This window comes from Streptomyces sp. NPDC001890 (genome assembly GCF_042891445.1).
GTDB lineage: Bacteria > Actinomycetota > Actinomycetes > Streptomycetales > Streptomycetaceae > Streptomyces.
Genome location: NZ_JBIATE010000023.1, coordinates 1 through 13,018, shown reverse-complemented (window position 1 = coordinate 13,018; position 13,018 = coordinate 1). Strand labels below are relative to the sequence as shown.

The window sequence follows — 13,018 nt, the reverse complement described above, 5'->3', positions numbered from 1 at the left end:
TGTTTCATGGGGAATCTCGCGGAGCAGTTCGTGGACCCGCGCCCTACACACGAGGGGCGCGGCCATTCGGTTCAGACCTTGATGGGGGCTTCTTCCGGCGGATTCGCCAATTCGGTGTCCTGGTTGGAGTTGACGGCGCCGATGGTTTTCGTGGGAAGCGAGGCGAGGGGTACCTCGGGGCCCTTGGTCTTGAATCCGTGGTCGTTCTCGACCTTCTTGCCGGCCAGGGAATTGCCCACGCCGTAGCCGAGTTTGATGCCCGCGTTCTCCAGGGTGGTCTGCGCGTCGGCGCCGTTGGCGCCCACCTCGTAGCCGACGCTGACGGCCTGGCCGACGGCGCCCTTGAGGATGCTGGTGAGGGCCTCGTAGCCGTATTCGTGGAGTTCGGTGACGGAGGTGGGGCCGCCCGCGTAGGCGTGGTAGTCGTGGATCGGGGTGTGCTGCTCGTTGAAGGAGCCGTTCGCGTCGACCTCGGTGAGGGTCTTGCCGTTGGCGTCCTTCACCTGCACGGAGCCGTTGTTGTTGACCGTGACGTCGAACGTGGTCTGGTTGCCGCCGGCATCGGTTGTGGTGACGGTGCCTTCCACGCCGTCCTTGGTGACGGTGAACGTGGTGTTCTCGCCGGCCGCGGTGTTGCTGAACGTGGTGCTGCCGTCGGGGTTCTGCGTGATGGTGACGTTGCCCGTCTGGCTGGTGGTGGTGGCGGCGCCGTTGGCGAAGGTGGTGGTGGCGCCGCCACCTTGGGGGGTGACGACGGGCGCCGTGCCCGGCCCGCCGGTGACGGTGGTGTTATTGCTGAACGTGACCTGCGGGGGTCCGGCGGGCCCCTCCTGTCCTGCTCCGGGTTGCGCCGCCGGAGCCACGCCGGGCCCGGTGAGGGTGCCGTCCGGTCCGACGGTGACCTTGTCACCGGGCTGGTTGCTGCCGGGCACGGACACGTCGAAGGAGCCGTCGCCGTTGGCCTTCACGTCGAACGGGCCGTTGTGGACGGTGGAGTCGCCCTTGCCGCCGACCGGGACGTCCACGGAGGGCCCGCCGCCGTTGCCGCCGACCGTGAAGGTCTCGGGGCCCGGCGCAAGGCCGAGGTCGAAGGGGTTGTGCGGGCCGTCCAGGATGTCGGACTTCTGGCCCGGCGTACCGGCGTTCTCCACGTCGCCGGGGCTCTTGCCGAGGGAGCTGTTGCCGGTGCCGACGCTGGTGTTGCCGCCGTAGAAGCCGTCGTGGTGGACGACGGGACCGCCCCCGGGCGTGGGCACGGTGATGCCGCTGTTGCCGTCGCCGGTGACGGTGCTGATGGTGGTGTCGCCGGGGTTGTTGCCGATGGGGTTGCCCGCCGTGTCGATCGGGAGGTTGGTGACCGGGTCGACGTGGGTGCCGGAGGGGCCGAGGCCGGTGACGCCGCCGGGTGCGAAGGTGCCGGTGGCAGGCCCGTACGTGACGGAGAACTCGCCGCCGGGTCCGTTCGCGTTCGGGCCGTGCACGACGGTGCTGCCTGGCTCGTGGACCGGGTCGGCACCGTGCGTGGCGATCGTGGGTCCGTTCGGGCCGTTGGACAGGGTGTTCTGGCCGCCGGTCATCTCCGGTGAGCCGAACAGGCCCCAGCCCTCCTGCTGCGGGGTGTTCACCGTCACCTGGGTGTTGGTGCCGGTGATGCCGGCGCCGCTCGGCGAGTTGTTGACCGTGACCTGGCCGTTGTTGTCGACGGTGTGGCTGACGCCGGAGTCGTGGTGGACGGTGGTGGTGGCCGGACCGGTGCCGTCGTTGCCGATGGTGGTCGTGAACCCGTCGCTGGTGAACGTGATGGTCTGCCCGTCCGTCGAGAGGGTGGCGCCGTTGTTGTTGGTGATCGTGCTGGGGGCCGGTGCGGGCGCGGGTCCGCCGCCCGCGGGGTTCGGGGGCGGCGGCACCTTCGCCTCGGCCCCGTCGGGGGTCTGTGTGGTGATCGTGCCGTCGGGGCCCGAGTTGACGGTCGTGGCCGGACCGCCGGGTGTCGGGTGGTGGGTGAAGGTGACGGTGCCGCCCGGGTCGGGCGTCGTGTCGACGCCCTGGGTGCTGACGCCGTTGGTGCCGACATCGGCCTGTGCGCCGCCGGCTCCGGTGTCGGTGAAGGTGGCCACGGGGTTGTTGGCGGCGTCGGTGTTGGCGGTGATGGTCACCGGGCCGTCGGTGACGGTGCCGGTGTTGTCCACGCCGAAGTTGCCGTTGTTGTCGGCGGCGGTGGTGCCGTTCGGCCCGGTGGTGACCGTGCTGTTGGGGCCCGCCGGGGCGTTGTTGCTGATGGTGCCGTCGTTGTTGATCGTGCTGTTCACGGTATTGGTGCCGTTGACATCGGTCTGGGCGCCGTTCCCCGTCAGGGTGGTGCTGCTGCCGCCGGAGGTGGTGACCTGCGTCGGGGTGCCTCCGTCGGCCGGGTTGACGGTGACCGAGGCGGGCCCGCCCTGCGGTCCGACCGTGGTCGGGCCGTTTGCGCCTGTACTCACCGACGTACCGTTCTGGCTGACGGTCGTCACGCCGTCCGGGCCCTGGCTGACCTGGACCGGATTGATGGTGCCCACGCTCCCGCCGGTGCCGTCCGGGCCGTGACTCGCCTGGATCGGGCCATTGCTGACGGTCGTCGTGCCGTTGTTGCCGACCGTCACCGTGGTGTTGTCCGGACCGCCCGTGCTGACCGTCTGGGTGCCGGTTCCCGCGGGCGCGGACTTGGTGACGGTGCCGTCCCCGTGGACGCTGGTGGTGCTGCCGTCGGCCGTGGTGACCTGGGCGGGGTCGCCGCCCGAGGGCGGTTCGACGGTGACCGAGGCGGGCCCGCCCTGCGGTCCGACCGTGGTCGGGCCGTTTGCGCCCGTACTCACCGACGTACCGTTCTGGCTGACGGTCGTCACGCCGTTCGGGCCCTGGCTGACCTGGATCGGGTTGCCGGTGCCCACGCTGCCGCTGATGCCGTTCGGGCCGTGACTCGCCTGGATCGGGCCATTGCTGACGGTCGTCGTGCCGTTGTTGCCGACCGTCACCGTGGCACCGTTCGGGCCGTGGACGGTGACCGAGTGGCCGCCGCCGTTGTCCACGGAGATGGTGGTGTTGCCCGCGTTCACCGGGTTTCCGGGGGTCGGCTGCGGCACGGCCGGCGGGACCGGGTTGCCCTGTGCGTCGCTGGCCGTGATGGTGCCGTCGGGAGCGACGTCGATCTGCTGGTCGCCGTGGGCGATGCTCGCCGAGCCGTCGCTGTCCACCGTGGTCGAGCCGCCGATGGTGACGCCGTCCGCGCTGTGACTGATCCCGTCGACGTGGAACCTGCCGTTGGGGTCGATGGTGAACGTCGTACCGTCCGGGGCGCTGAACTCGATGTCGAGCGGCGAGAAGTCGACCTTGCCACCGGGGCCCGTGGCCGTGCCGTTGCCGTTGCCGTCGGTGGTGATCCCGCCGACGGTGACGCCGCCGTCCGGGCCGGTCGAGACCTGCGGCTGACCGCCGGGCGGTGTCACGTCGAGGCCGCCGCCGGGCTTGGTGGTGACGGCGGTGCCGTCGGGGCCGTTGAAGGTGACCGGGGCCGCACCGGACGGGCCCACGGCGATGTCCCCGTTCGGGTGGACCGTGACCGGCGGCTGGGCACCGGAGGGGTTCAGGTCGAACTGCCCCTGCGGATCGACGGTGATCGTCCCGCCGTCGGGCGTGCTGAACTTGATGTCGGCCGGCGAGAACGCCACGTTCCCCCCGCCGCCGGTGGCCGTACCGCCGCCACCCCCGTCGGTGTTGATGTTGCCGGTGGTGACGGAGCCGTCCGGGCCGACCGAGACCTGCGGCTGACCACCGGGCGGGGTCACGTCGAGCGAGTTGCCAGGACCGTTGAACTGCACCGTGTCGGGAATGGGGCCGCCGGTGTTCACCGTGAACCCGGTGTGGTCGAGCGTGGTGGCGGGCCCGCCCGGCGTGGTGATGGTGGCGCCGCCGCCCGGGGGGATGCTGGTGCTGACGTTGGTGTCGGTGAAGGTGACCGGGCCGCCCGCGTCGACCGCGGGCAGGTTGACGTTCTGGCCGCCGCCGTCGCCGTTGACGACGCTCACGTCGCCGTTGTTGCCGACACTGGCCTGCGTGCCGTCCGGCAGGGCGAAACCACCCCCGGGATTCCCCGTGTTGCCGCTGAGCGTGGTGTTGCCGAAGTTGATGTCGACGTTGCCGTCGGCGGGGTTGTGGGTCGCCACCGGCTGGCCCGCCGGGGGGCCCGCCGGGGGGCCGTTGAAGACCGAGTTGACGCCGTTCGTGTTGTCCGTGGTGAGCCCGCCACCGCTCACCGTCGTGGAGCCGCCGTTGTCGGTCAGGGTGAGGCCGTTCGGGGTGGAGACCGTGTTGTTGTTCACGGTGAACTCCGGCGTGGGGCCACCGCCGTCACCGCCGGGCGAGCTGAACGTCGTGGTGCCGTCCGGCGCCTTGGAGACCTCGCCGAACGGTCCCGAGGTCGTGAAGCCGCCGGCCGGGCCCAGCTCCGTGGAGAGCGCGGGCTTCTGCGACTGCGCGGGCGCGAACTCGCCGCCGATCCCGCCGAGGATCTTCTCCTTCGTGGTCGGGCCCTGGATCGGGGTGTCGATCGTCGTCGTGGTGCCGTTCGAGGTGATGACGTCCCCGTCCGGGCTCTTGATGGTGTTGGTGCCGTTCGAGGTCGTCGAGGTGAACCCGTCCGGTGTCGTGGTGGTCGTCGACGTCTCGGGCGCCGGGACTCCGAAGGGCAGGTCGTCGGGGGCCTGGACCTGGTCGGCCTTGGGACCGGGCGGAGTGATCTTCGTCTCGGTCTTCGCGCCGTCCGGGGTCGTGACCTTCGTCTTGACCTCGCCCGTGGTGGGGTCCGACTTGGTCTGGCCGTTGATGCCGTGGAAGCCGGTCTTCTGCGCGCCCTTGGTGTCGTTGAACAGGACGTTGCCGGGTTTGAACTTGCCGTCGACGACACCGAGGCTGTTCACGGAGAACGCCTTGTCGATGTTGCTCTTGAACTTGCCCTTGGTGGTGAAGGCGTCCTTGATGCTGGTGGCGAACTTCGTCCCGCCGAACAGGGTGAGGGCACCGGCCGTGGCGGCGCCGAGGGCGGCACCCTTGGCGGCCGAGGCCGCGTCGAACTTCTTCCCGTCGAACACCGCCGTGAGCCCGCTCGCCAGGAAGCCGAGGCTGAACTCGGTGGTCACGTCGATCGCGAACTTGGCGCCGAGGGCCAGACCTGGGGACGTCTTGAGCCCCACGAGTCCCTTGGACAGCGGGTCGATGATCTTGCGGACGAATGTCGAGTTCTTCAGGGCCGCCGAGACCGCCCCGGAAGCGGTCCCGACGCCCTTGCCCACCTTGGCCAGGAACGGCGCGAACTTCGCCAGCTTGCCCGCCGCCCCGACGATCTTCCCGAGCCCGCCGAGGAGCACACCACCGGGCACGAGGGTGAGCAGGCCGATGATGATCTCACCGGCGTCGATCTTGCCCTGCGACACCATCCGGATCACCGACACCGCGAACAGGATCGCACCCAGGATGAGACCCACGACCGGGAAGAACACGGCGACGATGCCGATGATGACACCGGCGATGATCTCCACCAGCGGGTTGTCCGCGAGGAAGTCGCCGAACGCCTTCACGAAGTCCCGGGCGGGGATGGCCTGTTCGGCGGCGTCGTCGAGGACGATCGTGGCCTTGTCGGACCCCTCCTCGCGAATCCGCTGCGCCATGCGGCCGAGCTCCTCGGCGGCGGACAGCGCCTCCTTCGCGGAGTTCACCTCGCCCTGCTGCGTCTGGTGGGTCTCGGCCTGCTCCGGAGTGGCGTCCGCCGCGAGGGCCGGGACCTCCGTCTTCGCGGTGGCGGCGACCTCCTGGCCCTGGTCGATGGCCCGGTCCAGCAGGTCCTGGGCGCTGGTCAGGGTGTTCGCGTACTCGTCGTAGGCGCCCGCGGCGGTACGGAAGGAGTCCCTGGTCTTCTCCAGAAGCCCCGGCAGGTCCTTGGTGATCCGCGTCTTCAGGGCGTCCATCGCCTGGCCCTTGCCGCGGCGCAGCGCCCCGTCGGCGCGCAGCAGATCGACCGCCTCGCCCGCCCCGTCGCCCAGTTCCTGATAGGTCTTGGCCAGTGTCCTGATCGCCTCCGGGTTCCCGGGGGTCGGATCCTCCCCGAACCCGAGCACCTCCCAGCCCGTTGCATGCCGACGCGCCATTTCCAACTCCTCCCGGCTACACGCCTGTTCGGCTCCTCCTAACGGGGTGGTCGACGTTTCGGTTCAGCTGTCGTTGAACCGACCCGGGGCCCGGCGCGTGTGACGGCCGACGCACGAGCAGTGCGCGTCACCAGGCCCCGTACGGAGGAGGACGAGAAGGATGCGCGACGCCCCGAGGACGACGAACGAAGCACGGCGGCCGGCGCCGTGGCGCACGACGGCACGGGTGACGGCGGTGTGCGGCCTGATGGCGGTCACCTGGCTGGCACTGCCCGCGCCGGCGCAGGCTCTGGGACCGGTACGGGCTCCGGATTCCGTACCGGTCCTGGCGGCCGTGCGGGCGCAGCCTTCCCGGGCGCTGCGGGCCGACGAGGTGACGAAGTACTACGTGGTCAAGTCCGCGCAGGAGAACGGCGGCGAGCAGGAGACGCTGTTCGGGATCGCGGAGCGCACTCTCAAAGACGGCGACCGGTTCGAGGAGATCCTGGTCCTCAACAGCGGGCGCCAACTGCCGGACGGTTCGGCCTTCGTGAGCCCCGACCAGCTGACCCCGGGCTTCCCGCTGATCCTGCCGGAGGACGCGGACGGGCCCGGCGTGGAGTTCGGTGTCCTGCCCGAGGAGAGCGCCGCCCCGGCGAAGCGCCCCCAGCAGAGCGCCGCCCCCACGCCCCGCGCCGTGGCCGGCCGGAACCCGGGACCGTTCGCCGGGCTCGGCGACCGGCTCGGGTCGCCCTGGCTGATCGGGGGTGTGGCCGGCGCCGCCGTACTGACCGTGATGATCGTCGCGCGGCGTCCGATCGGCCGGGCCGTGCGCGCCACCGGCTCCTGGATCGCGCGGGCCGCCCGGGTGCTGCGGCCTCGGCTGCCGCGTCGTCTGGCGCTCGCGCTGCGGCGGCGCCGGCGGGGCGCGCTCGCGCGGCGGCTCGCGGCGGACACCCGTACGCCGGTGGTGGTGCGGCAGGCGCTGCGCGAACTGATCCCCGCCGGCGCGGCGGAGGCGGAGCGTCCGGTACGGGTCTACAGCGTCCTCGCCGAACCCACGAAGCTGCTCGCGTCGTTGTCGGGGGCGCACACCGCGCCCGTGCCGTGGACCGCGCTCGAACCGAATCGCTGGGAGCGCACCGGACTGCCCTCCGTCATCGAGGGCGATCCGGCGGCCGATGTGGCGCTCGCGCTGCCGCACCTCGCCCGGATCGGGGTGAGCGAGCGGGGTGCGCAGGTCATGGTGGACCTCGGGCAGATCGACGGCGCGCTGAGCGTCAGCGGTGACCTCGTCGTCGCCCAGGACACCGTGGCGGCGCTGGTGCGCGGTCTGCTCGAACTGCCGCGGCAGCGCACGGTGGTGGTGTCGGTGGACCCGGCCGCGAGCGCTCTGCCCGGCCTCAACGGTCTGGTCCGGGTCCGCTCCGTGTCGGAGGTGACGGGCAAGGCCCCCGAGGAGATCCTCGGCTCCGCCGAGGAACTGGGCGTCGGCCTGGTGCGTGGCGCCGCCCGTACGGGCGAGGTCACCGGCTTCGTCGTTCTCCAGGACGCGCCGACCGCCGAGGAGGCGCGGGCGCTCGCGGACCTCACCGGGTCCGAGGGCGGCGGCTGGATCGTGCTGACGGTGGGCGACGTACCGGGTGCGCACTGGCGGTGGTACGCGGAGAACGACGGCAGCGTCGACCTGGGCGTCCTCGGTCTGCGGGTGCTCGTTCCCACGCAGACCCTGGCGGGGGCGGGCACCGGGCGGGTCTGACCGCTCGCGGCCCGGAAAAAGAACTTCCCGGGAATTGAACCTCCCCGCCACAGCGGCCGTTCTCACAGTGACAGTGACAGTGACCGGCCAGAAGGAATTCCGGGACCAGAAACTCCGCCCCGGTAGTCGGCCGACTCCTCCCCTGCTGCCGGGGCGGTCCATTGCTTCAGTACTTCTGCACTTCCCTGCACTTCAGAACTTCATGTACTTCAGCACTTCCTGCACTTCCTGCACTTCCTGCACTTCCTGCACCTCAGTACTTCAGCGAAAAGCCAATTCCCCAAGATTTCCGAAAGAGGGATACCCATGCGTAAATTCACCTGCGTCCCGGCCGTTCTCACGGTCGCCGCGGTCATGCTGACGGCGGCCTGCACGAGCTCCCAGGGCACTGCGGCGACCACCACCGGATCCGCCGGGCGCGCCGCCTCGACGGACAACGGTGCACAGCCCTCGCAGGCGGGCCGCCTCAGCGTCTGGCAGAGCAAGCAGCTGGGCCCGGTCGTGACCGACGGTGCGGGCTTCACCCTGTACCGCTTCGACAAGGACACGGCGAAGCCGCCCGCTTCCCGCTGCGCGGGCGACTGTGCCGCGGCCTGGCCGCCGGTGCTCGCCGACGGTGCGAAGGCGGGCCGCGGCATGGACCCCGGGCTGCTCGGCTCGGTGAAGCGTGCGGACGGCACGAGGCAGCTGACGCTCGCGGGATGGCCGCTGTACCGCTACGCGCAGGACACCGCGCCCCGGCAGACCCGCGGGCAGGGCGTCGGCGGCACCTGGTTCTCGGCCGCGCCCGACGGCACGAAGGCGAAGGCACGGGCGCAGGAGGCCCCCAGCGAGCCGGAGGACCTGCCCGCCCTGTCCACGGTCGACGACGAGGAGCGCGGCACGATCGTCCGCGACGGCAAGGGGCGTACGCTCTACCGCTTCACCAAGGACACCGCCTGGCCGATGAAGTCCAACTGCACGGGCGCCTGCCTGGAGAAGTGGAAGCCCGCCGGGCTCGTCGACAAGAAGAACATCGAGGGCATCGACCCGAAGCTGATCAGCCCGTACACCCGCCCCGACGGCACGAAGCAGCTCAGCCTCGACTGCTGGCCGCTCTACTGGTACACCGGCGACGAGCAGCCGGGTGACACCAACGGCCAGGGGGTGAACGGCACTTGGTTCACGGTGCGGGCCAACGGCAAACTTGCCAAATAGTCGCGTCGGACCGGGAAGCCGAGGCGACGGTGGCTGACAGGGGTTGTGTGTCACGGCCGTTCGCCCATTCCGATGAACCCCGGTCCCGTCGGCGCCGTCCCGGCCCCGGGGCTGGGACGCTGCCCCCATGGCGCAGTTCGAGCAGGTGCACAGCTCCGTCCCCGGCATCGCCTCCGTGATCGAGCGGATGCGCGCGTTCAGCTCCGCCTGGCCGCCGGTGGGCGGGGCCGAGGACGGGATGGCGGTCTTCAACCGCATTTATCTGACGGTCACCGAGACCGTCCGGCGGCAGATCGACGACGGCGCGTTCCCGGACCGGAGGGCCGCCGAGACGCTGGACGTGCGGTTCGCCGAACGCTACCTGTCGGCGGTCGACGCCTCCGCGGCGGGAGAGCGGACGCCCGACTGCTGGCATCCGCTCTTCCAGTACCGGCACCATCCCGGCGTACGGCCGCTGCAGTTCGCCCTGTCCGGCATCAACGCGCACATCGGCCACGATCTGCCGCTCGCCGTCGTGGACACCTGCCGCACGCTCGGCTGCGCCCCGCCCGATCTGGAGGACGAGTTCGACCGGGTGGGCGATCTCCTGCTGATGCTGGAGGAGCGGATCCGGGAGGAGCTGATGCCGGGCCCCGATCTGCTGGAACTGGCGGACCCGCTCACCCATCTGTTCGGCACGTGGAGCCTGGAGCGGGCCCGCGAGGCGGCCTGGTCGGCCGCGCTGGTGCTGTGGCGGCTGCGTGACGTGCCGCTGCTCGCCGAGGAGTTCCGCCGCCGCCTGGACGCGGGGGCCGGGCTCGTGGGGCGCTTCCTGCTCACTCCCTGCCGCTGAGAGCGCCCCGTCTTCCTGGTCCAGTGCTGTGACCGGGATGGTCCACCGTGATCGGAAGGCGGCTCGCGGGACGAGCGCACGCGCAACGGCTGGTATTACTGAGGCATGCAGGAAGAGACGGCACGCTCCGCGATCGACATGTTCATCTCCGCGTTCAACGCCTCGGACGACAGCTATGTGACTGCCCTGCTCTCCCAGGCCCTGACCTCGGACGTGGTCTTCTGGGGACCGTTGGGCCGCAGCGAAGGAATCGAGGCGGTCGAGCGGTTCGTGCTGGACATCCGGCGCCACCCCGCGGGGACCGGCACGATGGTGCGCTGTTCGGCGGTGGACATGCCGGACGAGTGGGCCCGGTACCAGTGGGTCTTCACCACGCCGGATGGAGGCCCCCGCCTGGCGGGAACGGACGTCGTCCATCTGCGGCGGAACCTGATCGACCAGGTCATCGTCTTCGCGGGAGAGATCGAGCCGTCCGCCTCCTGAGTCGTCCTTCTGTCGCTGTCCTTGTCAGAGCACTAGAACTAGAAGCAGTCGCCGTACCAGTGGACCGCGCCGGGTGCCGTGACCGTGGCCCGTACCGCCTCCTCGGTGGCGAGCAGCGGGCGCGCCATGCCCACGTGTTCCGTCACCTGCCGGGCGTCCGCCAGCAGGGCCGGCAGCGCGGCCCGGACCCCGGGGCCGTCGGGGAGCCGGACCCGGGCCCGGCTCAGCCCTGCCTCCCGGCCCCGTTCGCCGGCGGCGGCGTACAGCTCGCCCAGGCACTCGGGGGCGCCCGCGAACTCCCGCACCTCCAGGTACTCCCCCGCGTGCTGGGCCACGAGCATGCCGGCGAGCGCCCCCGACGCCGGGTCCTGCGCCACGAGCGTGCGCTCGACCGGGCCGTACCAGGCGGGCACCCGAACCGCCCAGTCCTCGGCCGCCCGCACCGAACTGAGGGGCCGGGCCTCGTTGTACGCGTGATGCAGCGCGGCCAGCTCCGCGGCGTCCCGCGCGGTGGCGGCGCGGATCCGGAACGCCCCGGCGGCGGGCGAGGGGGCGAGCCGCCCCTCGGTGTACGTACTGCCGAACTCCTGCCATCCCGAGCCCCGGTAGACGCCCGGCGTTCCGGTGAACAGCAGTGACCAGGCGCACTGTTCGGCCGTCATGGTGTGCTCCGCCGCCTCCAGCAGCCGCCGCACCAGCCCCTGGCCCCGGGCCTCGGGGCGGGTGGCGACGCTGCCGATGCCGCCGACCCGCTGCGGGGTGCCGTGCGCGTCGCGGATCCGCCTCGGTACGTACACGACGACCGCGTCGATCCCGTCTCCCGCGGCGTTCTGCGCGACGAAGGTGTGCCGGTGGCGGTCCGGGTCGAGGGCGTGCAGGTCGGCGAGGTGCGGGGCGTCGAAGCAGCGCCGCCACAGGGCTGCCAGTGCCGCGTCGTCGGCCGGGGTGGCGGTGCGGATCGTGGCGGTCACAGGGTCAGGTTCCCGTCCGTGCGCGCCGTGTCGCCGTGGGCGGGCATGGCGGTGCGCTCGGTGCCGTCCTCCACGCAGGTGGTGTGCAGGGCCGAGGCCAGGGCGTCCGGGGCGAGGTGGAGGGTGCCGCCGGTGAAGCGGCTGCCGGTCGCCGCGTAGTGGTTGGTGCCGTCGGCGATGCGGACATGGGCGGTGTCCGGGCCGGCGGCGGAGCTGCTGAGACCGCTGATGTCCCAGGTGATCCTCCCGGCGCCGGCGGCCCGGCCGAGCAGCGCCTCGGCCTTGTTGCTGCCGGTGAGGCGGGCGCCGCCGGTGATGGTGATCCGCTGGTCGCGCACCGCGCTGAGCTCGATGCCGGTGTTGTCGTACCTGCCGCCGTCGATCCGGAGCTCGGCCGATCCGACCGAGAGCGGGGCCGCGTTCTCGGCGCCGGTGACCGTGCAGTCGGTGAAGTGGACGGGGCCGGCGCCGCGCAGGATCGCGCCGTCGACGCCCTTGAACGTGCAGCGCACGAAGTGCACGGGCGCGGTGACCGGGGTCTGGACGAGGACGGCTCCGGCGGGCGGTTCGAAGGAGCAGTCGCTGATGGTGGTCGGCCGGGTGGAGCGGGCGGAGCGCTGGGCCACGGCGAAGGTCTTCGCCGTGCAGCCGCGCACCTGGGCGCCGTCGGCGTTGACGGTGAGGGTGCCGGCCTGGTCGAAGGTGGGACGGGCGATCACCGTGATGTCCTCCAGGGTCAGATCGGTGATCTTGGTGTTGGCGGTGAACCAGGAGCAGACATGTCTGCGTACGGTGATCCGCTTCGCCGAAATCCCCCACTGCGCCCCGGAGTTGGCGATGTCCATCAGTCCGGAGTTGCCGTCGAAGAGCAGATCGTGCTCGTACTGTCCGTGCGTCGTGAAGGGATTGCCGCCCGCGTCGTCGCCGTCGCCGTGGCAGTTCACGACAGTGCAGTAGGCGGAGGCGGTGAGGTCGTTGAGGTGGCGGACATTGCTGGTCGTGCAGTCCGCGACCCGCCCGTACAGGCAGTAGATCTGCTGGGTGAGGTAGCCCGCGCCACCGTACTCGACGGTGGGCGGGTTCTTCAGGGAGCAGTCCTCGGTACGGAAGCGGGTGCACCAGCGGCGCATGATGACCGGCCAGAAGGTGCCGGTGGCATGGATCCCGGAGACGTCGCAGCCCACGGCGTACTCGAAGCTGACGGGGTGGGAGCCGGTGTACTCGTCGGGCCCCGCACCCTCGAAGACCATGTTGCGGATGTGGGTGGACCGGACCGGTTCGATCCGGGTCCAGGTGAGCTTGCGGCCCTCGGCGAGTTCCCAGCCGTTGAGGTAGCCGATCCGGATGTGCCCGGCGTCGACGATCTCGGTGATCTCGACCAGCTTCTGCAGCTCGCGTTCGTCACGTCCGCCGCCCGCGACCGGGTCCACCTGCACGGCCCACCACTGGCCGACCTCGAACGCCTTGGCGTCGGGGACCGGGAAGGTGTCGGTGAGCTCGATGACCTTGCCGGAGAGCGCGTGCTCGACGGTGGTGTCGGTGACGGTGCCGCGGAAGGAGAGGACGGCGCCGAAGGGGTTGTCGTGGGTGTTCTTCTCGATGCCTTCGGTGCGTATGCGGT

The 13,018-nt window shown here is 71.2% G+C and carries 7 protein-coding genes; 4 read left to right on the top strand and 3 right to left on the bottom strand.

What is annotated here, in order from left to right:
- Positions 1-71 precede the first annotated feature (71 nt).
- Positions 72-6,176, bottom strand: a complete 6,105-nt coding sequence (locus ACFYY1_RS34525; protein WP_388592594.1) for a hypothetical protein — start codon at positions 6,174-6,176, stop codon at positions 72-74.
- 160 nt (positions 6,177-6,336) lie between these two features.
- On the opposite strand from ACFYY1_RS34525, the gene ACFYY1_RS34520 reads away from it, so the two are divergent.
- The 4 genes from ACFYY1_RS34520 (at position 6,337) to ACFYY1_RS34505 (ending at position 10,426) form a co-directional block, all read left to right on the top strand.
- On the top strand, positions 6,337-7,914 hold the full coding sequence (locus tag ACFYY1_RS34520; protein ID WP_388592592.1) for a hypothetical protein: 1,578 nt from the start codon (positions 6,337-6,339) through the stop codon (positions 7,912-7,914).
- A gap of 306 nt (positions 7,915-8,220) precedes the next feature.
- Positions 8,221-9,111 (top strand): SCO0930 family lipoprotein, encoded by an 891-nt coding sequence (locus tag ACFYY1_RS34515; RefSeq protein ID WP_388592590.1) that lies wholly within the window; start codon positions 8,221-8,223, stop codon positions 9,109-9,111.
- A gap of 127 nt (positions 9,112-9,238) precedes the next feature.
- Positions 9,239-9,943: a DUF5995 family protein gene (locus tag ACFYY1_RS34510; RefSeq protein ID WP_388592587.1), complete on the top strand. Its 705-nt coding sequence runs from the start codon at positions 9,239-9,241 to the stop codon at positions 9,941-9,943.
- Between the two features lie 105 nt (positions 9,944-10,048).
- Positions 10,049-10,426: a nuclear transport factor 2 family protein gene (locus tag ACFYY1_RS34505; protein ID WP_388592586.1), complete on the top strand. Its 378-nt coding sequence runs from the start codon at positions 10,049-10,051 to the stop codon at positions 10,424-10,426.
- A gap of 38 nt (positions 10,427-10,464) precedes the next feature.
- Here the strand turns inward: ACFYY1_RS34505 and ACFYY1_RS34500 are convergent, their stop codons facing one another.
- Both ACFYY1_RS34500 and ACFYY1_RS34495 read right to left on the bottom strand, forming a co-directional pair.
- The gene (locus ACFYY1_RS34500; protein ID WP_388592583.1) at positions 10,465-11,397 is read right to left on the bottom strand and encodes a GNAT family N-acetyltransferase; all 933 of its coding nucleotides are present in this window, start codon (positions 11,395-11,397) and stop codon (positions 10,465-10,467) included.
- Positions 11,394-13,018, bottom strand: a 1,625-nt coding sequence (locus ACFYY1_RS34495) for a peptidase C14 (RefSeq protein ID WP_388592580.1), incomplete at its 5' end; no start/stop codon positions are given. The genes ACFYY1_RS34495 and ACFYY1_RS34500, both read right to left, overlap by 4 nt.